This window comes from Soonwooa buanensis (assembly GCF_900167905.1).
Classification (GTDB): domain Bacteria; phylum Bacteroidota; class Bacteroidia; order Flavobacteriales; family Weeksellaceae; genus Soonwooa; species Soonwooa buanensis.
In genome coordinates this window covers 136,211-162,785 of the sequence record NZ_FUYZ01000001.1, presented here as the reverse complement: position 1 = coordinate 162,785, position 26,575 = coordinate 136,211, and the positions used below count along the sequence as shown (strand labels likewise).

Genomic DNA, 26,575 nt, shown 5'->3' with positions numbered 1-26,575 from the left:
ATATCATTATGCTTAAAATTACGCTTCCTGATGGCAGCATCAGAGAATTTGAAGGAGCAGTATCTCCACTTCAAGTTGCACAAAGTATCAGTGATGGGTTAGCTAGAAATACCATCTCTGCGGTCGTTAATGGCAAACAGACAGAAGTCGACACGCCTATAACCGAGGATTCTACCGTGCAATTGTTGACGTGGAATGATGATATGGGAAAGAAAGCTTTTTGGCATTCATCAGCGCACCTTTTGGCACAAGCGATTATGGAATATTATCCAGATGCAAAGCTGACAATTGGTCCTGCGATTGCTAACGGATTCTATTATGACGTAGATTTCGGTGATCATCCACTTTCTGAAAAAGATTTCGAAAGACTTGAAAAAAAGATTTTAGAAAACGCTAAAAAGAATTCGACTTTTAATTTAAGAGAAGTTTCAAAAGCAGATGCGCTTAAAGAATATGCGGACAATCCTTTCAAAACTGAGTTGATTGAAAACTTACAAGATGGCGAAATCACTTTTGTGACGCATGATAACTTTACAGACCTTTGTCGTGGTGGACACATTCCGTCAACAGGAATTGTAAAAGCTGTAAAAATTCTTAATGCTGCTGGTGCATACTGGAGAGGTGATGAGAAGAACAAGCAGTTGACAAGAGTCTATGGGATTTCGTTTCCGAAGCAAAAAGAGCTTACAGAATATCTAGAAAGATTAGAAGAAGCAAAACGTCGTGACCACAGAAAATTGGGTAAAGAAATGGGGATTTTTACATTCTCAGAAAAAGTTGGAGCAGGTCTTCCACTTTGGTTACCAAAAGGAGCGATGCTTAGGAAGAAATTAGAACATTTCTTATCAGTTGCACAGAAAAAACAAGGTTACGAATTTGTAATTTCGCCACATATTGGACACAAAGATTTATATGTAACTTCTGGACATTACGAAAAGTATGGTGCAGACAGTTTCCAACCAATCAAAACACCAAACGAAGGTGAAGAGTTTTTATTAAAACCAATGAACTGCCCTCACCATTGTGAGATTTACAAAGCGCAACAATGGTCTTATAGAGATCTTCCGAAGCGTTACGCAGAGTTTGGTACGGTATATCGTTACGAGCAATCTGGTGAGCTTCATGGCTTGACGAGGGTTCGTGGATTTACTCAAGATGATGCGCATTTGTTCTGTATGCCCGACCAATTGAATGAGGAATTCGAGAAAGTAATCGATTTAGTATTGTATGTTTTCGGTTCTTTAGGATTTGAAGATTTTACAGCTCAGATTTCATTAAGAGATCCAGAGAACAAGCAAAAATATATCGGTAGTGATGAGAATTGGGACAAAGCTGAAAGCGCCATTATCAATGCAGCTAAAGCTAAAGGTCTTAAAACTGTAACTGAATATGGTGAAGCGGCTTTCTATGGTCCGAAGCTTGATTTTATGGTGAAAGATGCTTTGGGTAGAAGCTGGCAGTTAGGTACAATTCAAGTAGATTATAACCTTCCAGAAAGATTCGATCTTTGGTATACAGGTAGCGATAACGAAAAACACAGACCTGTGATGATCCACAGAGCGCCATTTGGTTCTATGGAACGTTTTATCGCAATTTTGTTGGAGAATACGGCTGGAGATTTCCCATTGTGGTTGGCGCCAGATCAATTCATCATTCTTCCAATTAGTGAAAAATATGTAGACTATGCTAAAAAAGTTTCACAATTGTTAGAAAATCACGATATTAGCGGTCTAATTGACGAAAGAAACGAAAAGACTGGTAAAAAGATTCGTGATGCCGAATTAAACAAGATTCCTTTCATGCTTGTCGTTGGTGAAAACGAAGCTGGAAATAACACAGTTTCGGTGAGAAGAAGAGGCGAGGGCGACCTTGGCGAAATGAAGATTGATGATTTTATCAGTTATTTTAAAACTGAAAGCCAAAAAGGTATTAAGTCTTTTGATTAATTTTAAAAATTCAAAAGATTAAAAAATAAATAATATTAACATAAAATTTTAAGACAATAGCACTAAGAAGAAACAACAGTAGAGGCCCGATGCGTCGTCCAGTACAGGAGGACTTGCATCAGATTAATGGTAAAATCCGAGCAAAAGAAGTTCGTCTAGTTGGCGATAATGTGGAGCCCGGCGTATATCCTTTAGCTAAAGCCCAACAGATTGCAGACGATCAAGAATTAGATCTTGTTGTAATCTCAGACAAGTCAGAACCTTATATTGCAAGAGTTCTGGAGTATAAAAAATTCCTTTACGAACAAAAGAAAAAACAAAAAGAACTTAAAGCTAAGCAAGTTAAAGTTGTTGTTAAAGAAATTCGTTTTGGTCCTCAAACCGATGAGCACGATTACGAATTCAAGAAAAAACACGCTGAAAAATTCTTAGAAGAAGGTTCTAAATTGAAAACTTATGTGTTCTTCAAAGGACGTTCAATTATTTTTAAAGACCAAGGTGAGATTTTACTTTTAAAATTGGCTCAAGAATTAGAGCACGTTGGTAAAGTAGATCAATTACCTAAGTTAGAAGGTAAAAGAATGATTATGATGATGAGCCCTAAAAAGCCAGCTAAGTAATTTTCTGTCAAAAGTTCTGAAATCGATTTATCATGTATCGATTTCAATTAATATAATAGCTAAGCAATTTTTAGTTTAGTAAGTTATAAATATATTATAAATCCAACTGTATAGTTGGATTTTTTGTTTTAATCATGTTTTATTTATATGATAAAACTAGGTATTATATAATTACACGGATTATTTATAAAGCAAAATAGATCGGATCTTTGTATAATACTTATCATCATAAATTATTTTTTATAGATTTTTTTTCTTGTTTATTGATTTGCAGTAGTTTATTTTTATGTTATCAGTCTCTGTTATTGAATTTTAATATGTGTTGAATAATAAAAAGTAAAAGTATTCGTTATTTGTTTTAATTGAGAGAATAACATTCTTGTTTAGTGCTTTATTTAGAAGTTATTTTCTTAAATAGAACACTTTTTGGATTTATTTTTTTGCTAAAAATAAATAATGAATAGAAAAAATATTTTTGTTTCAGCAACATTGTTGCTTTTAACAATGTCGTGTAGTAGTAACAATAATGATGACTCTACATCTCCTAACAATCAAAAAAATGATCTCAGCATCAAAATTGATTTTGTTGGCAGTTCAACAGCTTCGGATTTGACCAATGTACAAGTTGGCGATACCTTATTAAGTATAAGATTGCTTCTAATTTTACAGCGCCCTATTATTACATCACACCACAGACCTCAGATGCAGCCAAGCACCAAAGAATTAATGATGATTTCGAATTGTATTTTGAAAAAACAAAATATTCTGAGATAACAACTCCAAAACAGGAGGGCGAATTCAAAATGTATATCAAGAGACCTGGTAACTTTCAAAATAAGTTTTCTATAAAAAGTATTAAAGATAATACGATTGATGTTGTTGGAACCAATGATGGTGAAATATTGTTCAATGCTGTTAAAATTAATGCTTATAGTTACACAAGAAAGACAAGAGATGATGGTACATTTCATCATTCTGAATGGAATTATTATAATAAATTATACATTGATACTGGGAATCAAGAGAATGATAATTACCTAAATAATGTTCCTTTTTCTGCTAAGTTTAGTTTCGTAGAGAATGCTTTTCAAGGACTTAAACAAAAACAAAGTCTTGACTTTTATGATGTACAACATTATAAAGGAGGTAGCAGTGCATCTGTTAAACCAGACCAAATTGACAAACTAACTTTTAAGAAACAAATAAATAATCAAATGGTTACTGTGGAATATAATAACATTCCTGTAGTGTATCAAGGGCAACAAGATGCGTGGGGCGATGAAGGTAAAAATAATTGGTAGAATATTAATAAACATATAAAAATAAAGTAGAAAAATGATGAATGCGAATTTTTTTAGAATGCCAATTTCGGTGGCGGTTATTGCAATAGGACTAATTTCTTGTAATCGCGACGATGCTGGTGGTAGCAATGGAAACTTAAATAATGTACAATCGGTAAAGTTTTCGACAAAACCAGATAATGAAATTTCTGCTGAGCTTACAGGGAATACAGCAGTCATAAATGGTGTGCCAAAGAAAGAATACCTCGTTACCACAGAGAAATCAGATGCTGTTATGAAGCCAGCTTTGATCCGTGAATCTCCAATTGAGACTACCATGCTTTATCCAGGAAGTATCCTTCAGGGAGAAAGTTTTATGACTGGTGGTTATGATCCATTAGTACTTAGTAATCCCTTCAAACCAGTTGATCTTTTTTTAACAATCAAGGGATCAAGTAATGTTGCGGTAAAATCTGTAATGCCAAAAGGTAGTACAATCTTCCAAGCACTATCAGATTTAAGAATCGGAAATGCAAGTTATTTTCCATTAGAATATGTACCAGCAAATTATACATTCGAAAGTACAGAGATTAACAACGAAGAAAGTTTTACAAAAGCAACAGAGGTACACGCAAAGGCGAATTTTGCTAAAATTGTTTCTGCCTCATTTGATTATACCAATAGCCAAACAACCGTTAACAATAAGAAATTTGTAATGGTAAAGCTTTCGCAAAATGTCTATTCTGCTGGTATCGATCCAAAATATCAGGCAGATTGGATTGACGGCGATATCCAAGCGAGTCAAGTTGGTAAATATGAGCCGTTATACATAAGTAGTGTTGATTATGGTCGTATGGCTTATATCCTAATAGAAACAGAAAAGCAAAGTGACGAAGTGACCAAGATGGTAAAAGCTTCCATAGAATTTGGAATTGGAAAAATTGGAGGTAGTGCAAACACTTCTTATAATACAGAATTTAAAAATCTTTTCACATCTAATAAGATTAAAGTGTCGATTCTTGGAGGTAGTGCCAATACCATTATTACGGATTACGATAGTTTTATGAATTATCTAAAATTGGAAAACTCTGCTAACTCTTTAATTTCTTCTTCGGCACCAATTTCTTACACAGTAAGACGTATTAAAGATAATACTCAAGTAGAAATTGTTAACCAATATAAAGATGTAAAAAGAGAATACAGATAATTTCTTATATATTTTTGAGCTAAATTGTAAGGCTGGATTTTAATAATCTAGCCTTATTTTATAATAAATATTAAGTACACTACATCATCTAAAAAATTATTTTTTTGTTTAATAAGGATAAAATCTTAAGATTTTAATAGTAGAATTTACCTTTTGAAAATCTCTTTTTTATTGTTAGGATTTTTATACATTTGAAAGCAATTAAACTGAACACAATTATGAAAAAAAAATTACTCTCTTTAGTTTTGATATTATCTTGGATTTTTTCTTTTGCGGAAGTTCCGCAATCGGAAAAACAAGCTTTATATGCGATTGCGGAAAGCATCCACTATAGTTATAATTGGAATGAACAAACTCCTATTGAACAGTGGGCAGGTATAACAATTAATAAAATTAATGGTAATGACCACGTTACAGGTTTGTTTTTACCAATTAATGCAAATGGGAGTAATTACGATATTAATTTCTCTAACCAAATTCATAATCTTTTGTACTTGGAGGATGCAAGCATTAGGTATAACTTTCCTTCCTCATCTAATATTACTTTCAATTTTGATTTTAATCATTTAATTGAGTTGAGCCGGCTTAAAACTTTTAATCTATCGACGACTTTTGATGATCATAATCCAAAGGATAAACTATTAAATGTGGATAAAATTTCGCAATTAACGAACTTGGAAAAATTGATAATAAAGTTTCAAGATGCGAATTTTAAAATTCCTAGTTCAATTTCCGCTTTAGCAAAATTGAAAATTTTGTACTATGATAATATATTGGATGATACCTATACTCCTGAAATTTTTCAACTTTCATTACTAGAAAATCTTACAATTAAAAATAATATTTATTACGTTCAGGAATCTGCAAATGCAATTAGTAATTTGAATCAACTAAAATCACTAACGTTGAACGGAAAATTCGGAAGTTTGCCGGATGGGTTTTATAATATTCCGAACTTAGAATCTTTATATCTTACTTCAAATTCATATTCTTTGTCTGATAATATTGGTAACTATTCTAATAAGCTTAAAACATTGTCGGTTGAGGGTCTTAATCTTAATCGATCCGTTATTGGAAGTTTAGTTAATTTAGAAAAGCTTTATCTAAAATCTTCAACTACTAATAATATAATAAGTAGTTCTATTGCACAACTTCAACAATTAAAAGTATTGTCTGTAAGTACTACTATGCCTTATCCTATTTATTTTCCTAATGAAATATCACAATTAACAAATTTAAAGGAACTATATGTCTACTCTTCCAAAGCTCCAATTTCCGAAGTGATATATACGATTCCAAATTTAAAACTACTTTTACTTCATACCAATCAGAATGTTTCGGAAAACGTCGGAAATTTACAAAAACTTGAACGTTTACAGGTATATAATGATGGAAATGTTACTGCATTACCTGTTTCTTTAGGTAATATACATACTTTGAAAGTAGTAGATTTTGGTATTTCCGGATCCGTAAATAATACAAAACTTCTACTTCCGGAAGGATATTTTACAAATTGGCCTAATCTACAACAGTTTTGGTCAATGCATACCTTAGCGGGTGATATTACTAATCGCTTCATGAACAATCCTGATTTGGAAATGCTTTCTTTTGATGCTTATAATACCACAGGAAATCTTGAAGGAAAATTAAATCTTTGTCAAAATCCAAAGCTAGCTTGGATGGATGTTGCAAAAAGTAATATTACTGAAGTCGATCTGCGGAACGTACAAAGTATATCAAATAGTATTGAGCAATTTACCTTTTCAGAAAGTAAAATTTCTAAATTTATAGTAGATGATGTAGAGCAGTTTAATAGCCTGGTGAATTCGGGGAAAATAATTATTGAAAGTAATACTCCAAGTGGATATAGTGTAGTTACTTCCTCGGAACCTTGCCTAAGAAAATTGTCTTTAAATGATGCCCAACTTGAAAAAACTTTAGTTTACCCTAATCCTGTACAAGATTTCCTCACTTTTAGAACAAATAAAAATATTGAAGATGTAGAAATTATTTCGGTTTCGGGGCAGAAAACAAAAGTAGAATCTTATGATAATAAAGTCAATCTTTCGATGTTGCCGTCAGGTTTGTATATTATAAAATGGAGCGAAGACGGATTCTATAGAAGGGAAAAAATCTTGAAAAAATAGGAGTGTAATTTTGTATTATTCTTTACAAAAAACTTCTCCCACTATCCTTTATAACTCATATGTTTTTTGTATATTTGCAAACTTGAAATGATATTGATAACAAAATATAAAAAGCAGAACAATGCCAAAATTAAAAACTAAATCAGGTGCTAAAAAGCGTTTTGCTCTTACTGGTACTGGTAAGATCAAAAGAAAAAATGCTTTCAAAAGCCACATCTTAACAAAGAAAGAAACTAAGCAAAAGAGAAATCTTACGCAAACTTCTTACGTTGCAGCTGTGGACACTAAGAGTGTTTTACGTCAATTAGCTATTAAGTAGTTTTTATTAACCAATATTCGGTTTTTAAGAATTCAACAAATTCAAAAAATTTAACCCTGAAACGGTGCACATAAGAGCAATAACATTGCCGCCCTTTTCAAAAAAACAATTTACATTATGCCAAGATCAGTTAACGCTGTAGCGTCTAGAGCGCGCAGAAAAAAAGTAATGAAGCAGGCTAAAGGTTTTTTCGGTAGAAGAAAAAATGTTTGGACTGTAGCTAAAAACGCCGTGGAAAAAGCAATGCAATATGCTTACCGCGGTAGAAAAGAGAAGAAAAGAAACTTCAGAGCACTTTGGATTACTCGTATCAACGCGGGTGCTAGAGAGCACGGGATGTCTTACTCTCAGTTTATGGGAGCTCTTAAGAAAAACAACATCGAGCTTAACAGAAAAGTTCTTGCTGACTTAGCAATGAATTATCCAGAAGCTTTCAAAGCTGTTGTAGATCAAGTAAAATAATTAATCATTTTTGTTATCAATATAAAACCTGAACCTTTGTTCAGGTTTTTTTTATTATTTTTATAAAACAGAATACTATTTTGTAAATACTAGCGTTATTTTAGAAAAATTAAACTATATGAGAATCATTAAACTTGCAGTTTTTGCAATATCTGCAATTGCGCTAACATCTTGCTCTAACAAGTCAGATGACGAATTGGTTGTAACAGATCCTATTGTCGAAGCTAAATTTAACCTTAATCCTGGAAGTTTTTGGGTGTATAAGAATTATGAAAGATTCGATTACACCTCCGATTTTAAATACACTAACAATATTGATACTATTAAAGTTGAAAGTCTTGTAGAAGCTGGCGGTTACAAGTATGCAAAAGTGAAACAGACATCATGGAATCTTAAGCAGAATTCTCATCGTACATCTTTTAGTTATCAAAGAATTAATGATAAAGGTTATTTGGTATCTTTGAACAGTTACTACTTTGATAACGGTAAATATGGTGAGGCTTTTGAGAGTGTAAAACATCCAAATACTGATGCAAATTTTCAAGTTGAATTGCCTTTTCCTCCAAACAGTAAAATGGTCTACAAGCTAGCGCCTAAAGAGAATGTGGTAGTCGATGGCAAATCTTATGAAGTTAATCCGTACAATGGTAGATACTATAAAGATGGCTCGACAACGGCTGATCCTGACAAAATTGTGAAAAACAATTATGCATTCGGGATCGGATTAGTTAATACTTATTGTCATTCGGAATCCGGAACTTACAATTTTGAAGATAGACTTGTTTCTTACTCGCTTAAATAGAAAAAGCCTGCAACTGCAGGCTTTTTTATTTGTATGAAGATTAATTTATTTAATCCCAATTAATTCAACTTCGAAAATTAAGGTTGAGTTTGGTCCAATTTCTTTTGAAATTTGTTGATCGCCGTAAGCTAAATGCGGTGGAATAACGAATTTCCATTTGCTACCAGTCGACATTAATTGTAGACCTTCTGTCCAACCAGAAATCACGCGGTTAAGCGGAAAACTTGCAGGTTTATTTCTTTGTACAGAACTGTCAAATACTTCGCCAGTTATTGTTGTGCCATGATAATGGCAAATAACCGTATCGCGAGCTTCAGGACTTCTACCTTCAGATTCGGTCATAATTTGGTATTGCAAGCCACTTTCTAAAGTGATAACACCTTCTTCTTTCCCGAATTCTTCTTGGAAAGCTTTACCTTCTTTTAGGTTTTTTTCTGCTAAAGCTTTTTTCTTTTTTGATAATAAATCAGCAATTCCCATTTTATAAATTTTTACAAATTTAAGCATTTAGAATTTTGAACATTGTTAAAAACTTGACTTTATAACTTCATTAACTAAAGAAGTAGTGTAGATTTCGATATATATATTTATTTTCGCAACAGCTTAACGCAAGAATATGATTAAAAAAATATACGCTTTATTCCTTATTTGCTTTGCAGTATTCGCATTTTCGCAATCGACAATTAAGGTGACTACCGCTGGCAAAACCGCTCCGTTAGCACAAGCTTCGGTCTATTGTAATAACAAATTGTTGGGAATTACTGATATACACGGAAGTTTAAATTTTAAAACTAAATGTGATAAAGTCACTGTTAAACATCAAGATTACGAAGATGCTGATGTGGTTGTTGACAAAATTATGGAAGTCTCACTAGAGAAAGAAGAATCTAATGTCAACAAGATAGAGGGTGTTGTTGTTAACGATAAAAGCGATGCTAGAGCACTTGCAATTTTGGATAAAGTCAATAGCAATTTTAAAAATAATTCACCGAAGAGTTTAGAATCCTACGAGTTTAAATCTTACGAAAAAATGTCTTTTGATTTTGATGAAGATTCCGTTAAAATCTACCAAAATTATATGGCTAAACGAAAAGATTCGTTGAACGCCCTTCCTGTTAAAGAATTGAAACAAACCAAAAAGGAAAAGAAGGATTCTTTAATGGATAAAGATTTTGAAAATGTGATGATTGACAGCAAACTTTTCCTTTGGGAACGAGCTAATCAATACTTATATTCTGAAAAATTCGGGGAGAAAATCAATGTTTTGGACAATCGTATTTCTGGACTTAAAGAGCCTATTTATCAGCTTTTAGTCATGCGATCTAACCGAAATAAAATCCCAAAAGAAATTCTTCCTGAAAATCGAAATCTTTACAGATATTATTTGACGGATTCAATCGAAATTGATGGACGTGAGAATTACGTGATTCGCTTCCGAGAAGTTGGCACCAAAACGCAACCTAACCGCCGAAAATACAATGGTTATCTCTATATTGATCAACAAAGTTTTGCGGTCAAAAAAATCGAAAGTAATAGTAAAAATAGAAACGATGGCAGCGTAACGTCTGTTTGGACTCCTATTAATAACAAATGGTTTCTACAAAAGGAAAATCTAAAGTTAAGAGCGGGAAGTCAGTCATTCGATAATACGGATAAAAAGCCTGACATTAAAGACGACATGACGGCGGAAGAAAAGCGTGCAGAAAGACGAAAGCTGATGACACGTTTCGGAAATTATGTCTATATGAAAGTTGATTATTTCGATTTCGAAACGCCTGTAGATTTCACAGCTAAAGATTTCAAAGGTTATACAATGACGGTGAAAAATACAGATGGAAGTCTTCTTGATAAGTATCGTACAGATAGTTTAACAATGCGTGAAAAGCTGACTTATGTTAAAGTTGACAGTCTTGGACAAAAGTACAATGTTGACAAAAAAGCAAGTCTTGTTAGTAACCTTATGCGTGGCAGAATTCGTCTTGGGATGGTCGATGTCGATCCTTTTGGTAGCAATTATAACCGTTACGAAGGTATTAGACTGGCTATTCGCGGTAAGTTAAACGAAAATTTTAACAAATACATTTCGCCAGATGCTTATGTTGCTTATGGTTTCAAAGATTCAAAATTTAAATATGGTGTTGGTGTCGATGTTAAAACGACATTGGATTACAATTCATTTTTCCGTGCAGAATATTATGATGATGTAGAATCTTCGGGGCGTTTTAGTCAGAATCTTTGGAGTTTTAAAATGCAGTTTATGAATTCTGGCGTGGATTTACAAAATGATAAATTCTATCGTTTCCAAGGTGGAAAACTTAGTTACGAAGTCGATCTTAATAATGCGTTGACGATGCGACTTTCTGCAAAACGTCAAAATGAAGAAGCGAAATTTGATTATTTCTACAATAATGAAAATCGTTTGTTCAAGAATTTTTCAACGATGTTAACTTTAAAATATTCACCAAATTCTCAAAATATCATGACGCCGTCGGGTAAGTTGACTTATGATCAAAAGTTCCCTGAGATATATTTTAATTTTGAACAAGGTATGAAAACTTTGGGCGGCGAATTTAACTATTCTCGTGTGGATGTCCTGTTGACGCATCAATTCTCTACTAAATTGGGTCGAACTGGCGTTAGATTATACGGCGGATTGATGACGGGCGATGCTCCGATTTGGCATCATTTCCAAATGGGAGGTTTGGATTCTTCTAACAACGATAGCTTTTTCTCGCATTTCAATTTGACAACTTATTTGGGGTTTGCAACGATGGAAGCGGGCAAATATTTTAATGATAAATTCATGGGATATTACTTTACACATCGTATTCCTTGGTATTTTAAAAGCTTTGGAAGAAATACGTCGAGTTTTGATTTGGTGTACAAAGGGACGATCGGCGATATGAAGAATATGGGACAGCATCAATTTAATTATAATAAACTAGATCATTTATACCAAGAAGTTGGATTGGAGTATAATAATTTTTTGAGTACAGGATTTAATTTAGGTTTATTTTACAGAGTTGGACATTATTCAACCAACAAATTCAGTGAAAATTTTGCAATTCAGTTAAAGCTTAAATTTTTAGGTTTTTAAGCTAAAGTGCTTTTAATAAAGACTTTTGTTGAGTTTTATTAAATTATGATATCAGTGAAAAATTAATAAAAAAAGTACATTAAAATTAATTTGAACACAAAAAGAAAAAAATCCTTATTTTTGATAAAAATTTTTAGATCTAATGAAATACGATATTATTGTCATCGGTAGTGGACCTGGAGGATATGTTACAGCGATTAGAGCTGCACAATTAGGTTTCAAAACAGCAATTGTTGAGAAAGAAAATCTTGGAGGTATCTGCCTTAACTGGGGATGTATCCCAACAAAAGCATTGTTGAAATCTGCACAAGTTTTCAAATATATCAACCATGCAGAAGAGTACGGACTTAATAAAGTTGATGCTACTTTCGAATTCCCGAACGTAGTAAAAAGAAGTCGTGGTGTTGCTGAAAAAATGAGCAAAGGTATCGAGTTCTTGATGCGTAAAAATAAAATCGATGTGATCATGGGCGCTGCTAAAGTGAAGAAAGATCGCAAAATCGACGTTACAGATAAAGACGGAAAAGTTACAGAATATAGCGCTGATAACATTATCCTAGCGACTGGTGCAAGATCTAGAGAACTTCCTAATCTTCCACAAGATGGCGTTAAAGTGATCGGTTACAGACAAGCTTTGGCGCTTCCAGAACAACCAAAATCTATGATTGTTGTTGGATCTGGTGCTATTGGAGTAGAGTTCGCTTACTTCTATGCAACAATGGGTACTAAAGTTACGGTTGTAGAATTTATGCCAAACATCGTTCCTGTTGAAGACGAAGAAGTTTCTAAACATTTAGAAAAATCTTTGAAGAAAGCTGGTATCGAAGTGATGACAAACGCTTCTGTTGAATCTGTTGATACTTCTGGCGCTGGTGTTAAAGCTAACGTAAAAACGGCAAACGGAAATATTACATTAGAAGCTGACGTTCTTCTTTCTGCTGTTGGTATTGCTGCAAACATCGAGAATATCGGTCTAGAAGAAGTTGGTATCCAAACAGATAAAGGTAGAGTTTTGGTTAACGAATGGTACCAAACTTCAGTGCCTGGATATTACGCAATTGGTGATATTATCCCAACTCAGGCTTTGGCGCACGTTGCTTCTGCGGAAGGTATTACTTGTGTTGAAAAAATTAAAGGTCTTCACGTTGAGAAAATCAACTATGGCAACATCCCTGGATGTACATATTGTTTACCAGAAATTGCTTCTGTTGGTTTGACAGAAAAACAAGCTAAAGAAAAAGGTTACGAACTTAAGGTTGGTAAATTCCCGTTCTCAGCAAGTGGAAAAGCGACTGCTAATGGCGATACAGACGGATTTGTAAAAGTAATTTTTGATGCTAAATATGGCGAATGGTTAGGTTGCCACATGATTGGTACAGGTGTTACAGAAATGATTGCTGAGGCAGTTGTTGCTCGTAATCTTGAGACGACAGGTCATGAGGTTCTTAAATCTATCCACCCACACCCAACATTATCGGAAGCGGTAATGGAAGCTGTAGCTGCTGCTTACGGCGAGGTTATTCATATTTAATCTTAAGATTTAGAAATATTGATGCTGTATCTTGTATAAGATGCAGCATTTTTTTATTTTAGTACTGATGAAAAAAATTCTATTGATTTCAGCAATTGGCTTATTCTGTATTCAGAATGTGTCTGCTCAAGAAAAAATGTCAAAAGATGATCGTGAAAACTTGGCGCGACAACAATTTGACGACGGCGAATATCAAAAATCTTTAACTAATTATAATATCCTTTTAAAAGATGATGAGAATAATGCAAGTTATCTTAATGGGAGAGGATTAGCCTATTTTCGATTAGGAAATTACGCAAAGGCAAAACAAAATTTTGCAATGGCAACTTTGTTTTCTGAGAAAGATGCAACAATTTGGTCTAATCTAAGTGCGGCTTATAACAATCTCAACGAAAACGAAAAGGCATACGAAACCTCAGTCAAAGCTTTGCGTTATGGGAAGTCTGCATTAACAGTTTTTAATGCAGCATCCAATGCTAATAATGTCGAAAGACTTGACGAAGCGCTTTCTATTTTGGATAATGCAGGAGAATTTAGAACAAATTCTATGGAAGATTTGTACGCCAGAGTTTATTCCAAAAAAAATGATTACGAAAATAGCATTAAGCATTTCGAAATTTTTTTTAAAAATTTTGATGATAATGATAAAATGACATTCAATGTTTTATCAGAAAAAAGATCCTACTTTTTTGCTTTGATGGGAAAATTAGCAGACGAAGCAGCAACTTCTCAACCGAAAGAAAATGCTTTACTAAAAGAACTTTTCGAAGAGTTAGCAAATAATACAGGTTATGAATTTGATTCTAACTTTCCGTTACATTCTAGTTATGAGATGATTAGAGCAATTAAAAAGAATTCGGCTTATAAAGATTATTTTTTAGAATTTGTAAAATTGATAAAAGATAAAGATAAGGCCTACATTTTGCTAAACGAATTAAATGACACACAAAACTATAAATAAAAATTAATGGAAGAACAAAACACACAAAACTCTAACGAAACTAACCAACCATCTCAACCAGTACAACCACAAACACCTTCTAATCCGCCAAATCAACAAGAAGATTTGCAAAAGAAGAACAAACAACTTTACTACATTATTGGAGGTCTTGCAGTTCTTTTACTTGCTGGATTAGTTTACTTTTTTGTAAGTAAAAAAGATTCTAAAAAACCTGAAGTTGTTAACGCTGGTGTCAAAATGCCTGCGGATAGTGCTAAAGTAGATTCTGCGAGAACTACGGCTGGCTCACCAGAAGGTTACGAAGGTGAAGAAGGCGAGTATGAGCCATATACTGAGAATTACGTGATTGCAAAAGATGCTAATCTTCGTGATGCACCTAATGCACAAACCTCAAATATTGCTGGTAATCTAAAATTTGGACAAAAACTTTTTGTTGACAATCAATACGAAAACCCAAGCTTCGCCAAAGTTTATATGGAAAAACCTGTTAAAAATGTAGTATCTCAACCTTATTATATGTTGAAATCTAATGTGGTTGAATATTATAATTTTGATGATTTCAAACAAGCATTTTCTTTAGGAAAGTTTTCAGAGTTAGAAGCTCGTGTTAAGCGACTTATTTTGGATAATAAATACAATGATGGGACAACATACAGCGTAACTCAGAATGCTGATCGTGCGAAGAATACTGTTTCGTACGGTGATTTCGATGGTGATGGACAAGCAGATGTTGCGGTTATCTTGGACAATAACGAGAAGCAAAGCTCAAGATTATTGATTATCTGTACTAACCAGAATTCTAAAGAACCATATTTGGCTTACGCGGAAAATTATTCTGATAAGATGAGATTAAGCTCTTTCAAAAAGAAAGCATTAATTTATATGAATACTGACAACCTTACTCCTTCGCCTATTGATGGGGTTTTGCTAAATAGTGAAAATGCTAAATTGGTAATTTTGTACGATAAAAATAACCAAAAATACAGAACTTACTACCAAGAAGAATATGCAAGTGCAACTGCTGAGGCAGCTTATGACAGTGCGGATTAATTTTAGGTTTTAATTAAAATAATGCGGTAGAAAATATGTCGAAATACAAAACGGGTTTGGTGCTTTCAGGTGGCGGAACAAGAGGTCTTGCACACGCAGGAGCTATAAAGTTTCTAAACGAAATTGGAATTGATGTTGATATTTTGGCGTGCTGTAGCGCAGGTTCTATAGTTGGAAGTTTGTATGCAGCTGGACGAAATCCTGATGAGATTTTAGATTTTTTTAAGTCGGTATATTTTTTCAATTGGAAACATTTTACCTTTAACAAACCGGGTTTTGTATCATCACAATTGTTCACGCATTATCTCGATCCGATTTTTGGAGATTCCAAAATTGGCGACCTCAAAAAAGAAATCCGAATTATTGCTACTGACCTTATCAGCGGCGAACAAAAGATTTTTGATAAAGAAACAAAAGTAGTTGATGCGATTATTGCATCCTCGTCTATTCCTGGCATCGCCACACCTTATATAGTTGGTGATGCCATGTATAGCGATGGTGGTGTTCTCAATAATTTTCCTGCAGATATTATCCTTAGCGAATGCAAAAATATGATTGGTATCTATGTAACGCCAATTCAGGATGTCAAAATGAGCGATCTTAACTCGATCCGAGCTATTACGACAAGAGCTTATGATCTGCTTTCTCACCGAACAGAAATCCACAAATTTGCGTATTGCGACTGGTTTATAACTTCAAAAAAGCTAGCACAGTACGGCACTTTTGAGCGTAAACCTTCTCGACTTGAAGAGATTTTTGACATCGGTTACGAAAGTGCCAAAAAAAGTTTTTACGATCAGGAAGAAGATTTTACTTCACTGTTTTTAAAAACTTAGTCAAAGGCTTCCAATATTCTTCGGCATCAGGAAAGTTGCTACTTAACGTAACTTCGCCGTGATAACCTTCCCAATTTGTTGGTAAAAAATCTTGTTTTTTAGTCGATTTTACATTGTTGTAAATTTCAATCCAGTGCGACTTTTCATCTTTTGCAGATGACACAAAAGTTGGGATGTTAACGTCTTTTGCAAAATCAGAAATTGTTTTGTTTTCTATTTTAAAATATTCTCCAGGCGAAAAAGTCACCAAAGCTGCATAATCTTGAGGATGCTTGCTAACACTATAAAAGCCTAAAGAAGCAGAGTAGGAACTCCCAAAATAGATGACTTTTTTAGCATTTAGATTCTTTTTTGCATAGTCGTATGCCGCTTCAATATCAGGAACACTATTTTCGAATTGCGTTGGCAGATTTTTAGAATTTGCTTCCGAAAAACTTTCATTAAGCACATTTCCAAATTTGTAACCAGAACGTAGATCTACAGCCAAAACATTAAAACCTAAAGCTACCAATCTTGGCGCAATATCGCGATAAACACCACGACTAGAACCTGCTTGATGAAAAGCTAAAATAAGTGGTGCGTTTTTAGAATTTGCATCGTAATAATCTGCATAAACTCTTATTTTCCCGTCTTTTGAAGGAAAGCTGATACTTTTAAAATTAAAATTATTTTGAGATATACTAGCTAGATTTTTTGGATGGTTTTCACATGAAATAGTCAATGCGCCAAGTCCAAGTAATGATAATACGATTAGCTTTTTCATTTTTTTTAAATTTTATTCTGCTTACTTCCAATATTGATCGACCATGTAGATTAACTGCGTCATAACTGTTGCGCCTAAAAGAAGCTCGCGGCGGTTAACTTTTTCAAAAGTATCTTCTTCGGTATGGTGAATGTCAAAATAACGTTGCGAATCTGGTACAAGACCTGCAAGATCAGTTCCTGTGGCTTTCATAGGACCAATATCCGTCCCAGCGTAGGTTTCCGTAAAGTCGTAGATGCCATACGGAAGGAATAGATCTTTCCAAGATTTAATAATATTACGCTTGTCCTCAGACATATCGAGTCCAAAACCTCTTGGTGAAAAACCGCCGCTGTCACTTTCGATTCCGAAAATATTTTTTTCACCTTTGCTCGCGATGGCTTTTGCGTAGGTGATTCCACCTTTAACACCATTTTCTTCGTTAGCAAAGCAAACTACTCGGATCGTATTTTTATTAGGTAAATTTAATTTTTTAAAAGTTCTCAAAGCCTCGATAGATTGTACAATTCCGGCGCCATCATCGTGTGCACCTTCACCAACATCCCAAGAGTCGAGATGTCCACCAACAACAATCACGTTTTTGGATTCCTTACCTGTGATTTCGCCGATGACATTGTAAGATTTAACATCAGCTTTCATCGTGCAATTAGAATTAATCTTCGCCGAAAGTTTATTTGTTTTAGCAAGATTCGCTAAGTCTATAGCCGATTTTGGACCGATGGCAATAGCTGGAATTTTCTCAACGCCATCCTCATACTTCATCGCGCCTGTGTGCGGAACATCATCATAAGCTGAACTTATCGACCGAATAATAACCGCTTTGCCTCCTTTTTTTGCAACTTCTGCAGCTGCAACACGTCTCACGGTACCTGCTTTTCCATACGCATGCATTGTTTTAATAAATTCTTGAGGAAATTCATTATTAAAAAGGACAATTTTCCCTTTAATTTCTTCCGCTGGTACTTTATTAAAATCTTCTAAACTGTTAAAAACAAGCAAGTCGCCAACCAAATCTTTTCCTTTTGTTCCTTCAGAATTACCAAGAGAAAGCATTTTTATTTTCTTCCAAGATCCGTTAGCGGTTTTAATGTTCAAAGATTCTTGACCGCGATACCAATTGGGAACCATTACTTCTTCTAACCAAACTTTATCTGCGCCAGCTTCTTTTAGTTTTTGCTCAGCCCATTTTACAGCTTTCGCATTAGCTTCAGATCCGCTTAATCGATGACCGATATTTTTCGTTAAATCATAAAGTTGATCGTAGGCTTGACCATCTTTCATAATTAAATTTGAAATTGATCTAAACTGAATCGAATCTTGTTTAGTCTGCGAAAAAGCAAAAAAACTTGCTGAAATAGCTATGGAGAAGAAGAGTTTTTTCATTGATTGTTTTAAATTTGATTTAAGCGAATTTTTCACCGCATTGTTTACAATATCTAGCATCGTTGTCGTTGTCATCATTACCGCAACGACCACACATAAAGTGATAACGTTTTCCTTTTCTGAACTCAGAAGTTACAATCCCAGTTGGTACTGCAATGATGCTATAACCGCAAAGCATTACAATAATAGACAAGAATTTCCCGACCGGTGTTGCTGGCGAGATGTCACCATAACCAACAGTTGTAATGGTCACAACTGCCCAATATATACTTTGAGGAATACTCGTAAAACCATTTTTTCCACCTTCTATCAGATACATCATCGAGCCAATAATCACAATAAAAATCACCATAAACAAAAGGAAAATATAAATTTTTCTAGAACTATGGTTAAGAGCAGTTACAATATATCGACCATCGTGCATATAATCGGCAAGGTTGAAAATTCTAAAAATTCTTAGCATTCGCAACATTCTCAAAATACCGATGTAATGGATAATTGGGAAGAATAAACTTAGATAAAAAGGGATAATAGACAAGAAATCTATAATACCGATTGGACTAAAAATATATTCTTTTTTATCCTTGATACAAGCAATTCTCAGAATATATTCCACTGTGAAAATCATTGTAATAATGAACTCCGCAGTGTAAAAAAGATTATGATATTTAAGATTAACCAATGGGATTGTTTCCACCATTAGTAAGCCCACACTTATCAATATTAATATAAGAAGACTAACATCAAAAATTTTCCCTTGACGTGTGTTGTCAAGGTAGATAACGTTATAAACTTTTCTGAGCCATCCATCTGCGGGTATCAAGTCGAACTCAGGTTTTATTATTCGTCTCATATTTTTTAAAATAAATGTAAATTTACACTTAGTTTTTAAATGAGAAAAAGTTCCTGTAAAAATATGAGCGCAAAAACACTAAAAGAAGTTTGTAGTCAGTTAGATAAAATTTTTAAAATTCGACAAGCCGAAGATTTTGACAATGTTGGTTTGTTATGCGGAAATCCTGATCGCGAAGTAACGGGGATTTTGGTGACACACGATGCCTTAGAAGATGTTGTGGAAGAAGCCATTGAAAGAGGATTTAACATGATTGTTGCTTTTCATCCTATTATTTTTTCGGGTTTAAAATCCTTGACAGGAAAAAATTATGTTGAGAAAGCAGTTCTGAAAGCCATCGAAAACAAAATTGCAATCTATGCGATGCACACAGCATTTGATAATGATTATTTTGGCGTTAATTATAAAATTTGTGAGGTTTTAGGTTTAAAAAATCAAAAAATCTTAATGCCGAAATCGAAGAATTTCAAAAAGCTTGAAGTCTTTGTTCCCAATGATCATGCTGAACAAGTTAAAAATGCAATTTTGGAAGCAGGAGCGGGAAGTATTGGCTTCTATGACGAATGTAGCTTTGCGGTTGAAGGGACTGGAAGTTTTCGAGCGAAAGAAGGCGCGAATCCTTTTTTAGGAAAGATTAATGAACGTGAAGTTGTAAAAGAAAATCTATTGTCTTTTATTTTTGAAAATTTTAGACAAAATGATATTTTAAAATCAATGTTCGCTGCGCATCCATACGAAGAAGTTGCCTACAATATTATTGGTCTCGAAAATGATAATCAGTATGCTGGACTTGGACGTTATGGCGATTTGGAAACAGAAATGCCTTTGGATGAATTTTTAAAATTTGTAAAGAATAGTTTTAATTTAGAAATAATTAGATACAGTAATACGAACAAAAAAACGATAAAAAGAGTAGGCGTGCTTGGCGGAAGTGGTGCTAGCGGTATAAAGTCTGCAATGGCGGTTGGTTGCGACGCTTATCTAACGGGCGATGTCAAATACCACGACTTCTTTTCGGGAGAAAACAAATTATTAATTGCAGATATTGGACATTTTGAGAGCGAACAATTTGTTACTCAACAATTATATGAAATATTGTCCGAAAATTTTACTAACTTTGCAATCGCTAAAACGAGCAAAAAAAACAACCCTGTAAATTATTTTATTTAAGATATGGCTAAAAAAGCAAACGATATCTCGGTTGAAGAGAAACTAAGAGCACTTTACGACCTACAAATCATTGACTCTAGATTAGACGAAATTCGCAATACGAGAGGAGAGTTGCCTATCGAAGTTGAAGATTTAGAAATCGAAATCGAAGGCTTAGATAAAAGAGCTAGCAAATTCGATGCTGAAATAAAAGAGCAAAATGCTGAGATTAACGCTAAAAAAGAGTTGATTGCACAAGCTCAAACACTTATTTCTAAATATAAGTCGCAACAAGATAATGTTAGAAATAACAAAGAGTACGAATCTTTAGATAAAGAAATTGAATATCAAACTTTAGAAATTGAGTTGGCTGAGAAAAGAATTAAAGAATTTGGTTCTAAAATTTCTCACAAAAACGAAATGCTAAGTGAGTTGACAACTAAGATTGAAGATCTTCGTAATCACCTAACACACAAGAAGAATGAGTTGGATGAGCTAATTGCAGAAACTCAAAAAGAAGAGGAATTCTTGTTAGCAAAATCTGAAGAATTCTCAGAAAAAATTGACTCTAGATTGCTAAGCTCATACCAAAGAATCCGTAAAGGATCTATCAACGGACTTGCAGTTGTTGGTCTAGAAAGAGGTGCGCCAAAAGGATCTTTCTTTACAATTCCACCACAAAAACAAATGGAAATTGCTCAAAGAAAGAAAATTATCATCGACGAAAACAGTGGTAAAATCCTTGTTGACGACGAATTGGTAAACGAAGAAAATGCTAAAATGGAAGAAATCATCAACTTCGGTTAAGATTTCGAAATTTAAAATATTTAAAAATCCGAGTGTTATAACGCTCGGATTTTTTTTATTTTTTCATAATGCCACAAGTTTTCATAAAAAGCCGAACCAACTCAGACTGTTCGCCTTTTAAAACAATGAACTGAAATTGTCTTTTAATTTCAAAATGTTTGATGTCGATGATGTTTAATTTGTTGTATTTCAGCTCGTTTGTGATGCTACTAACTGACAAAAAAGCCATCGCATCCGATTGCGCCAAATAGTTTTTGATGCTTTCTGTACTGTCAAGATTCATGATGACATTAAGTTTTGAGGCTAGAAGTTTGCTGTTCTGAAGTTCGGAATCGATAAAATCTTGCGTGCCCGATCCTTTTTCGCGGCTAACAAAATCAAGTTCTGCAAGATCTTTAACAGAAATAGTTTTGTTAGATAAAGGATGGCCAACTCGCGCAACCAACACAATTTCGTCTAACATAAACGGAATATAATCGAATTGTGCCGATTGAAAAGGACCTTCGATAATACCAATATCTATTTTATTTTTCTTTAATAAATCTGAAACTTTTTCGGTGTTTTGAGAAGTCAGATCAATATGGATATCTTCGTAATAAGAATGAAATTTCACCAATATTTCTGGCAAAATATATTGAGCAATTGTTGTGCTAGCGCCGATTTTTAGATTGCCTTTTAGTTTGTTATTGAGTTTATTAATTTCGAATTCGGTTTCGCGATAGATTTCAAAAATCTGATTGGCTTTTTCTAAAAGAATTTTTCCGCTTGAGGTTAACTCGATGCTTGTACCATTTCGAGTAAAAAGTTTGGTGCTAAGTTGTTGTTCTAATTCCTGAATGTGCTTTGTAACAGCGGGTTGCGATATGTATAATTCTTGTGAAGCTTTTGTAAAACTAAGTCGTTTTGCAACTGTTGAAAATACTTTTAGTCGAAAATCAAGCATTTTTATTATCTCGTTTTGATTTTAATTTTGAAAATCTTATTTCATTAAGTTCTTTAACCTTTTCAGTTTTTGTTATTTTACGTAGGTTTTTAAGAGCGAAAACATGTTCAGCTTCACGATCGATAACTTGTACAATTTCGTCAGCTTGCGCCATATTTTCTGGATAGAAAGTATTCCAAACGATTTTTCCGAAAGTCATGACTTGTCTTTTTTTGTCAAGATTTAGGAAATCCAAACTTCGGAGATAAGGAAAGGATGGATTCTTTTTACCGTTTAATTTTTTGCCAAGATAATTAAAGATTTCTCCGTTTTCATTGACTGTAAAAGTTTTGATGGATGGAATGTTTGCTTTAAGTGTCTTCATCTACATTTTTCGTTTAATACGTAAATATAAGAAATTGGCTTTGTTGTTATATGCGTATTAATTACTATTTGGAAAGCATTTTATTGTTGTTTTTTCCAAAATCTAGATACTTTTGGAGTTTTTTAAAGAAAAAAAGTTTTTTTTAATAAAAAAATGCTGTTTTGAATGTAAATATTCTGTAAAATTGTGTTAATATTGTAAAATAATTGAATAAAAATATGAAGAAAAGTTTATCTATTTTAATGCCACTTATAGGCATTATGGCTTTTTCGCAAATTAAATATGAAAAAGCTTATTTTATTACTAATTCTGATACTAAGGTAGAATGTCTAATTCGTAATGTAGGATGGAAAAGTAATCCAACATCTTTCGAATATAAAGTAACTGAAAATGATGTTGTAAAAACAAATACAATAAAAGACGTAAAGGCTTTCGAGATTTATAATCAAATTAAATTTGTACGTTCTACAGTAAAAGTTGATCAATCTAGTGTAGATCTTAGTTCGCTTAGTACAAAAAAAGAGCCCGAATATAAAGATGAGGAACTATTTTTGAAACAATTGGAGGCAGGTGATATTAGTTTGTACAGTTATTATGATGGTGCGACTAAGTATTTTTATTATCAAGTTGGAAGTAATAATGCAATCGAGCCTTTAGTGTACAAACCATATAAGGTAGAGGATATCAAGTTACGATATAATGAAGACTACAAAACTCAACTTTCAGATCTTTTAGTTTGTTCGTCAATTACATCAAAGGATATTGACAAACTGCAATATAAAGAATCTTACATCACAGATTTGTTTGTTAAATATTATCATTGTAGCAATGATTCTTACGAAACTAAAACACGCCAATCTAATGAAGGGAAATTCAATTTGAATTTACGCCCAAGAGTTAATTTTGTTTCGGCTGATGTGACCAACTACTCGACCAAAGAAAGTATTAATATGGGAAGTAAAACTAGTTTTGGCTTTGGTGTTGAGGCTGAATATGTTCTTCCATTCAACAAGAATAAATGGTCAATAATTTTGGAGCCTACATACCAAAGTTACAAATCTAATAAAGAGTTTGCTGCAAGCTATGTTGTTGGGCAAAAACTTGAAGCATCTGTTGATTACAAATCGATCGAAGTTCCAGTTGGAATAAGATATTATATGTTTATTGATGACAAGTCAAAAATATTTGTCAATGCGCAATATGTTTTAGATTTACATATGAATTCTAAAGTCGAACTTACTAGAGAAGATGGAAGTGTGTATAATTCAATTCCGGTCAAAACAAGACCTAATTTTGCCCTAGGTGCAGGATATAATTATAAAAGTAAGTATACGATTGAAGCTAGATTCTTCACAAATCGGGATTTACTAGGGGATTATCTACTTTGGGAAGCAAATTATAAAAGCTTTTCTTTAATTTTAAGCTATAATCTTTTCTAAATTTTTAGATTTTTAATAAATAAAAAAAGGCTAGAGTAAAGATTACACTAGCCTTTTTTTATTACTTAATCACAATTTTACTTGAGGCTTTCGAAGTTCCGTTGTTGAAATTAAGAATATAAACCCCAGCTGAAGCTTTTAAAGAAATTTTATTTTCTCCTTTTACAACAATTGCAGAATGGATTAACTTTCCTGAAAGATCCGTTACAACAATATTTCCAGAAGTTTCTGACTTAAAACTAAAATCACCCTGACTTGGATTCGGATATACTTGCAGTTTTAATTTATTAACATCATTAACAGCCTGTGTTGCAGCGCAGTCATAAGGTTTAAAATTAACCAAACCATATTTGGTGTCATCAACCTGATGCGTTACAACATCTTCAACCATGGTGTCATTTGATAATTCGCCTTCTCTCCAACAATTGAATTTTGCCTCCAAATTATTTGGTGTATTGTTAAAAAGCGCATAAGTCACCCCGTTATTAATATTATCTTTAAAAATATTTTTACCGATATTTTCTTTACCAGGCATGTCGCTTCCAAAGTTAGCTTGTGCTGTTCCTTGTAAAGTTACACCCCAAAGATTTCCACGAAGTTGGTTTTCGCTGACTTTAACATCCATCACTGCGGTACCACTTCCAATAAAGTTGATGCCGCTTCCGCCAAGCATTGGGTCGTTTTGGGTATTATTATTTTCGATAATGTTTTTAGCAACGGTTCCGTATGAAGAGTTCCCAGCAACTGTAATTCCGTAGCGATTATCACGAATGGTGTTGTTTTCGATTTTAACATTGTTAGCGCCACCCACAAGTGCTGAAGCCGAGATTCCGCCTGTCATAGGGAGATTTCGGTTACCAATAATTTGGTTGTTTGTGATGATAATTCCAGCACTTCCACCAGGTCCCATATTAATTTGCGGACGGTTTTGATTACTCGTATTATTTCCGTAAAAATAGTTGTTATCGATAATTCCGGATACGCTGATGTTAGCGCCAGAACCTATCGCTGATCCAACATTTTCTAAAAATTGCGAGTTTGTAATCGAAATTCCAGTAGTGCCGCCAAACTGTATTGCTGCGCTAGAAGCTGCACCGCCAGTAACAGTTTGGTTATTTTTAACAATACAATTGTCCATTACAAAGTTAGATGTGTTGACACGAAGTCCGCCGCCATTTTCGATGGTCGTATTTTTTAGACTAACATTAGAAGTGTCTTCGAAACGTATACCTTTATAAGGTTCACCAGCAATATTTGTGGTATAAATTAGTTGTGTTGCATTGGTTTGATATTGTCCAAAAACGAAAAGCATGACGTCTTTACTAAGTTTTACGGTTGTATTTTCGTCAATTATAAGCTTGTCATTGGCAGAAATCGTTACATTTTGAGAGATTAAAAAATGATCACCATTGTTAGTAACAGTTCCTGAAGCAGCTTGTGCTAAGCTTGTTAAATTATAAGTTACCCCAGTATTAGGACTTGTAAATTGCGCATTAAGCCCAAAATAGGCTACTGCAGCGAAAAGTGTAAAGGTCTTTTTCATAACTAAATTTTAAATCAAATTTATAAAAGAATTAATTAATTAATAATTTTTTTTAAAATAGTAGGTGAATTGAAAATAAAGTGTAAATTGCAATGTTTTTATAGTCGAAATCCAAGTGTTCAGTCAGTTGTTGTTTTCTCCTTATAACAACAAATTTTTTATACCAATTTAATTTTTTTATACAATGAACATTTTTGTTTCAAACATCAATTACGCAACTAAAGAAGAGCAGTTGTTAGAATTATTCCAAAATCAAGGAGAAGTTACTTCTGCAAAGATCATTATGGATCGTGAAACTGGAAGATCTAAAGGATTCGGTTTCGTAGAAATGCCAAACGACGCTGAGGCTAAGCAAGCTATTGAAGCGCTTAACCAACAAGATTTTAACGGTAAAACTCTTAACGTTAGCGAAGCTAGACCAAGAGAAGAAAAACCAAGAAGATCATTTGATAATAATAGAGGTGGTGGTTATGGTAACAACGGTGGAAACCGTGGTGGTAACCGTTGGTAAAATATCATTAAAAGATAAAAAAGCGATTCTTAGGAATCGCTTTTTTTATGCTTGTTTTTCTTCTTTTCTTTTTTCTCCTTGTCCTTTTTGTCTTTCTTCTTTTTACCAGATTTTTCGGATGGCGTGTCTAGTGTAAGGACTTGTGCATCTAATATTTCGATGTCTTTTTGTAAAGCTTCATCATTGGATTGCGTCGTTTCTTCGATGATTTTTGCGATGCTTTTTTCTTCAATTTCTGTTGCTTTTTCAGGGACTTTTAAGTCTTTAAGAAGAAGATCAACATCATTATGATAAAATATTTCTAATAAATTTTCTAACTGGAATTTTCGATAATCCTCAAAGTTTATTTTAGGAATATATTTAAAAATGCGACCTTTCTTTTCAATTTTTAAATAATTTTTTTCAACTAAAATTTTCAAAAATGTCGAAACTGTATTTTGATGCGGTTTCGGTTCTGGATAAGCCGTCATAATGTCTTTCATAAAGGCTGCTTCTAAATTCCAAATCACTAACATGAGTTGTTCTTCCGAACTTGTCAAACTAAGAATTTTCATATTTCTAT

Annotated in this window: 26 protein-coding genes; 18 read left to right on the top strand and 8 right to left on the bottom strand. The window is 33.5% G+C overall.

Translation table 11 applies throughout. From position 1 onward, the window contains the following. The first annotated feature begins 8 nt into the window (after positions 1 to 8). From thrS to B5X62_RS00755, 9 genes are all read left to right on the top strand, one after another. Positions 9 to 1,946: a threonine--tRNA ligase gene (thrS, locus tag B5X62_RS00795; protein ID WP_079665491.1), complete on the top strand. Its 1,938-nt coding sequence runs from the start codon at positions 9 to 11 to the stop codon at positions 1,944 to 1,946. Between the two features lie 89 nt (positions 1,947 to 2,035). Next, positions 2,036 to 2,566: a translation initiation factor IF-3 gene (infC, locus tag B5X62_RS00790; RefSeq protein ID WP_079665490.1), complete on the top strand. Its 531-nt coding sequence runs from the start codon at positions 2,036 to 2,038 to the stop codon at positions 2,564 to 2,566. A 456-nt stretch (positions 2,567 to 3,022) separates the two neighbouring features. Next, on the top strand, positions 3,023 to 3,340 hold the full coding sequence (locus tag B5X62_RS00785) for a hypothetical protein (RefSeq protein WP_079665489.1): 318 nt from the start codon (positions 3,023 to 3,025) through the stop codon (positions 3,338 to 3,340). A 29-nt stretch (positions 3,341 to 3,369) separates the two neighbouring features. Continuing rightward, the gene (locus tag B5X62_RS00780; RefSeq protein ID WP_144038262.1) at positions 3,370 to 3,867 is read left to right on the top strand and encodes a hypothetical protein; all 498 of its coding nucleotides are present in this window, start codon (positions 3,370 to 3,372) and stop codon (positions 3,865 to 3,867) included. 34 nt (positions 3,868 to 3,901) lie between these two features. Beyond that, the gene (locus tag B5X62_RS00775) at positions 3,902 to 5,053 is read left to right on the top strand and encodes a thiol-activated cytolysin family protein (RefSeq protein WP_079665487.1); all 1,152 of its coding nucleotides are present in this window, start codon (positions 3,902 to 3,904) and stop codon (positions 5,051 to 5,053) included. A 218-nt stretch (positions 5,054 to 5,271) separates the two neighbouring features. Continuing rightward, the gene (locus B5X62_RS00770) at positions 5,272 to 7,200 is read left to right on the top strand and encodes a T9SS type A sorting domain-containing protein (protein ID WP_079665486.1); all 1,929 of its coding nucleotides are present in this window, start codon (positions 5,272 to 5,274) and stop codon (positions 7,198 to 7,200) included. 121 nt (positions 7,201 to 7,321) lie between these two features. Next, a complete protein-coding gene (gene rpmI / locus B5X62_RS00765) occupies positions 7,322 to 7,519 on the top strand; it encodes a 50S ribosomal protein L35 (protein WP_027384637.1) in 198 nt (65 codons plus the stop codon). A 117-nt stretch (positions 7,520 to 7,636) separates the two neighbouring features. Then, entirely contained in the window at positions 7,637 to 7,981 is a 345-nt protein-coding gene (rplT, locus tag B5X62_RS00760) for a 50S ribosomal protein L20 (protein ID WP_079665485.1), read from the top strand. Between the two features lie 118 nt (positions 7,982 to 8,099). After that, positions 8,100 to 8,783, top strand: a complete 684-nt coding sequence (locus B5X62_RS00755) for a hypothetical protein (protein ID WP_079665484.1) — start codon at positions 8,100 to 8,102, stop codon at positions 8,781 to 8,783. Between the two features lie 45 nt (positions 8,784 to 8,828). On the opposite strand, the gene B5X62_RS00750 is transcribed toward B5X62_RS00755, so the two are convergent. Next, the gene (locus tag B5X62_RS00750) at positions 8,829 to 9,290 is read right to left on the bottom strand and encodes an FKBP-type peptidyl-prolyl cis-trans isomerase (protein WP_245797101.1); all 462 of its coding nucleotides are present in this window, start codon (positions 9,288 to 9,290) and stop codon (positions 8,829 to 8,831) included. A 109-nt stretch (positions 9,291 to 9,399) separates the two neighbouring features. On the opposite strand from B5X62_RS00750, the gene B5X62_RS00745 reads away from it, so the two are divergent. From B5X62_RS00745 to B5X62_RS00725, 5 genes are all read left to right on the top strand, one after another. Further along, positions 9,400 to 11,880 carry a hypothetical protein gene (locus B5X62_RS00745; protein ID WP_144038261.1) on the top strand — a complete coding sequence of 827 codons (2,481 nt, stop codon included), beginning with the start codon at positions 9,400 to 9,402 and terminating at the stop codon, positions 11,878 to 11,880. A gap of 142 nt (positions 11,881 to 12,022) precedes the next feature. After that, entirely contained in the window at positions 12,023 to 13,411 is a 1,389-nt protein-coding gene (gene lpdA, locus B5X62_RS00740) for a dihydrolipoyl dehydrogenase (RefSeq protein ID WP_079665483.1), read from the top strand. A 67-nt stretch (positions 13,412 to 13,478) separates the two neighbouring features. Further along, on the top strand, positions 13,479 to 14,372 hold the full coding sequence (locus tag B5X62_RS00735; protein WP_079665482.1) for a tetratricopeptide repeat protein: 894 nt from the start codon (positions 13,479 to 13,481) through the stop codon (positions 14,370 to 14,372). Between the two features lie 6 nt (positions 14,373 to 14,378). Further along, positions 14,379 to 15,422, top strand: a complete 1,044-nt coding sequence (locus B5X62_RS00730) for a hypothetical protein (RefSeq protein ID WP_079665481.1) — start codon at positions 14,379 to 14,381, stop codon at positions 15,420 to 15,422. 35 nt (positions 15,423 to 15,457) lie between these two features. Further along, positions 15,458 to 16,258 carry a patatin-like phospholipase family protein gene (locus B5X62_RS00725; protein WP_079665480.1) on the top strand — a complete coding sequence of 267 codons (801 nt, stop codon included), beginning with the start codon at positions 15,458 to 15,460 and terminating at the stop codon, positions 16,256 to 16,258. On the opposite strand, the gene B5X62_RS00720 is transcribed toward B5X62_RS00725, so the two are convergent. Genes B5X62_RS00720 through B5X62_RS00710 form a run of 3 tightly spaced genes read right to left on the bottom strand, consistent with a single transcriptional unit; the run spans position 16,233 to position 19,257 of the window. Then, positions 16,233 to 17,021 (bottom strand): alpha/beta hydrolase family protein, encoded by a 789-nt coding sequence (locus tag B5X62_RS00720; protein WP_079665479.1) that lies wholly within the window; start codon positions 17,019 to 17,021, stop codon positions 16,233 to 16,235. The genes B5X62_RS00725 and B5X62_RS00720 overlap by 26 nt on opposite strands. A 21-nt stretch (positions 17,022 to 17,042) precedes the next feature. Continuing rightward, positions 17,043 to 18,404 carry a M28 family peptidase gene (locus B5X62_RS00715; RefSeq protein ID WP_079665926.1) on the bottom strand — a complete coding sequence of 454 codons (1,362 nt, stop codon included), beginning with the start codon at positions 18,402 to 18,404 and terminating at the stop codon, positions 17,043 to 17,045. A gap of 19 nt (positions 18,405 to 18,423) precedes the next feature. Further along, positions 18,424 to 19,257: an ion transporter gene (locus B5X62_RS00710; protein WP_079665478.1), complete on the bottom strand. Its 834-nt coding sequence runs from the start codon at positions 19,255 to 19,257 to the stop codon at positions 18,424 to 18,426. 63 nt (positions 19,258 to 19,320) lie between these two features. On the opposite strand from B5X62_RS00710, the gene B5X62_RS00705 reads away from it, so the two are divergent. After that, the gene (locus tag B5X62_RS00705) at positions 19,321 to 20,427 is read left to right on the top strand and encodes a Nif3-like dinuclear metal center hexameric protein (RefSeq protein ID WP_079665477.1); all 1,107 of its coding nucleotides are present in this window, start codon (positions 19,321 to 19,323) and stop codon (positions 20,425 to 20,427) included. Positions 20,428 to 20,430: 3 nt separating this feature from the next. Then, on the top strand, positions 20,431 to 21,213 hold the full coding sequence (locus tag B5X62_RS00700) for a zinc ribbon domain-containing protein (RefSeq protein ID WP_079665476.1): 783 nt from the start codon (positions 20,431 to 20,433) through the stop codon (positions 21,211 to 21,213). 55 nt (positions 21,214 to 21,268) lie between these two features. Here B5X62_RS00700 and B5X62_RS00695 read toward each other — a convergent pair whose 3' ends face one another. Together B5X62_RS00695 and B5X62_RS00690 are read right to left on the bottom strand one after the other, a co-directional pair. Then, positions 21,269 to 22,156, bottom strand: coding sequence for a LysR family transcriptional regulator (locus B5X62_RS00695; RefSeq protein WP_079665475.1), 888 nt, complete (start codon positions 22,154 to 22,156; stop codon positions 21,269 to 21,271). Further along, complete coding sequence (locus B5X62_RS00690; protein WP_079665474.1) at positions 22,149 to 22,520, bottom strand: hypothetical protein; 372 nt, start codon at positions 22,518 to 22,520, stop codon at positions 22,149 to 22,151. Before B5X62_RS00690 ends, B5X62_RS00695 begins: the two co-directional genes overlap by 8 nt. 218 nt (positions 22,521 to 22,738) lie before the next feature. On the opposite strand from B5X62_RS00690, the gene B5X62_RS00685 reads away from it, so the two are divergent. After that, positions 22,739 to 23,959, top strand: a complete 1,221-nt coding sequence (locus tag B5X62_RS00685; RefSeq protein WP_079665473.1) for a porin family protein — start codon at positions 22,739 to 22,741, stop codon at positions 23,957 to 23,959. A 61-nt stretch (positions 23,960 to 24,020) separates the two neighbouring features. On the opposite strand, the gene B5X62_RS00680 is transcribed toward B5X62_RS00685, so the two are convergent. Then, positions 24,021 to 25,502 (bottom strand): T9SS type A sorting domain-containing protein, encoded by a 1,482-nt coding sequence (locus B5X62_RS00680; RefSeq protein WP_079665472.1) that lies wholly within the window; start codon positions 25,500 to 25,502, stop codon positions 24,021 to 24,023. Between the two features lie 184 nt (positions 25,503 to 25,686). On the opposite strand from B5X62_RS00680, the gene B5X62_RS00675 reads away from it, so the two are divergent. After that, a complete protein-coding gene (locus tag B5X62_RS00675) occupies positions 25,687 to 26,013 on the top strand; it encodes an RNA recognition motif domain-containing protein (protein ID WP_079665471.1) in 327 nt (108 codons plus the stop codon). Between the two features lie 29 nt (positions 26,014 to 26,042). Here B5X62_RS00675 and B5X62_RS00670 read toward each other — a convergent pair whose 3' ends face one another. Beyond that, positions 26,043 to 26,567 (bottom strand): BlaI/MecI/CopY family transcriptional regulator, encoded by a 525-nt coding sequence (locus B5X62_RS00670; protein WP_079665470.1) that lies wholly within the window; start codon positions 26,565 to 26,567, stop codon positions 26,043 to 26,045. Positions 26,568 to 26,575: the final 8 nt, after the last annotated feature.

Bases quoted from the DNA above. Each gene is read 5' to 3' on its own strand.
- thrS (WP_079665491.1), top strand. From the start codon at position 9: ATGCTTAAAATTACGCTTCCTGATGGCAGCATCAGAGAATTTGAAGGA.
- infC (WP_079665490.1), top strand. From the start codon at position 2,036: ATGCGTCGTCCAGTACAGGAGGACTTGCATCAGATTAATGGTAAAATC.
- B5X62_RS00785 (WP_079665489.1), top strand. From the start codon at position 3,023: ATGAATAGAAAAAATATTTTTGTTTCAGCAACATTGTTGCTTTTAACA.
- B5X62_RS00780 (WP_144038262.1), top strand. From the start codon at position 3,370: ATGTATATCAAGAGACCTGGTAACTTTCAAAATAAGTTTTCTATAAAA.
- B5X62_RS00775 (WP_079665487.1), top strand. From the start codon at position 3,902: ATGATGAATGCGAATTTTTTTAGAATGCCAATTTCGGTGGCGGTTATT.
- B5X62_RS00770 (WP_079665486.1), top strand. From the start codon at position 5,272: ATGAAAAAAAAATTACTCTCTTTAGTTTTGATATTATCTTGGATTTTT.
- rpmI (WP_027384637.1), top strand. From the start codon at position 7,322: ATGCCAAAATTAAAAACTAAATCAGGTGCTAAAAAGCGTTTTGCTCTT.
- rplT (WP_079665485.1), top strand. From the start codon at position 7,637: ATGCCAAGATCAGTTAACGCTGTAGCGTCTAGAGCGCGCAGAAAAAAA.
- B5X62_RS00755 (WP_079665484.1), top strand. From the start codon at position 8,100: ATGAGAATCATTAAACTTGCAGTTTTTGCAATATCTGCAATTGCGCTA.
- B5X62_RS00750 (WP_245797101.1), bottom strand. From the start codon at position 9,290: ATGCTTAAATTTGTAAAAATTTATAAAATGGGAATTGCTGATTTATTA.
- B5X62_RS00745 (WP_144038261.1), top strand. From the start codon at position 9,400: ATGATTAAAAAAATATACGCTTTATTCCTTATTTGCTTTGCAGTATTC.
- lpdA (WP_079665483.1), top strand. From the start codon at position 12,023: ATGAAATACGATATTATTGTCATCGGTAGTGGACCTGGAGGATATGTT.
- B5X62_RS00735 (WP_079665482.1), top strand. From the start codon at position 13,479: ATGAAAAAAATTCTATTGATTTCAGCAATTGGCTTATTCTGTATTCAG.
- B5X62_RS00730 (WP_079665481.1), top strand. From the start codon at position 14,379: ATGGAAGAACAAAACACACAAAACTCTAACGAAACTAACCAACCATCT.
- B5X62_RS00725 (WP_079665480.1), top strand. From the start codon at position 15,458: ATGTCGAAATACAAAACGGGTTTGGTGCTTTCAGGTGGCGGAACAAGA.
- B5X62_RS00720 (WP_079665479.1), bottom strand. From the start codon at position 17,021: ATGAAAAAGCTAATCGTATTATCATTACTTGGACTTGGCGCATTGACT.
- B5X62_RS00715 (WP_079665926.1), bottom strand. From the start codon at position 18,404: ATGAAAAAACTCTTCTTCTCCATAGCTATTTCAGCAAGTTTTTTTGCT.
- B5X62_RS00710 (WP_079665478.1), bottom strand. From the start codon at position 19,257: ATGAGACGAATAATAAAACCTGAGTTCGACTTGATACCCGCAGATGGA.
- B5X62_RS00705 (WP_079665477.1), top strand. From the start codon at position 19,321: ATGAGCGCAAAAACACTAAAAGAAGTTTGTAGTCAGTTAGATAAAATT.
- B5X62_RS00700 (WP_079665476.1), top strand. From the start codon at position 20,431: ATGGCTAAAAAAGCAAACGATATCTCGGTTGAAGAGAAACTAAGAGCA.
- B5X62_RS00695 (WP_079665475.1), bottom strand. From the start codon at position 22,156: ATGCTTGATTTTCGACTAAAAGTATTTTCAACAGTTGCAAAACGACTT.
- B5X62_RS00690 (WP_079665474.1), bottom strand. From the start codon at position 22,520: ATGAAGACACTTAAAGCAAACATTCCATCCATCAAAACTTTTACAGTC.
- B5X62_RS00685 (WP_079665473.1), top strand. From the start codon at position 22,739: ATGAAGAAAAGTTTATCTATTTTAATGCCACTTATAGGCATTATGGCT.
- B5X62_RS00680 (WP_079665472.1), bottom strand. From the start codon at position 25,502: ATGAAAAAGACCTTTACACTTTTCGCTGCAGTAGCCTATTTTGGGCTT.
- B5X62_RS00675 (WP_079665471.1), top strand. From the start codon at position 25,687: ATGAACATTTTTGTTTCAAACATCAATTACGCAACTAAAGAAGAGCAG.
- B5X62_RS00670 (WP_079665470.1), bottom strand. From the start codon at position 26,567: ATGAAAATTCTTAGTTTGACAAGTTCGGAAGAACAACTCATGTTAGTG.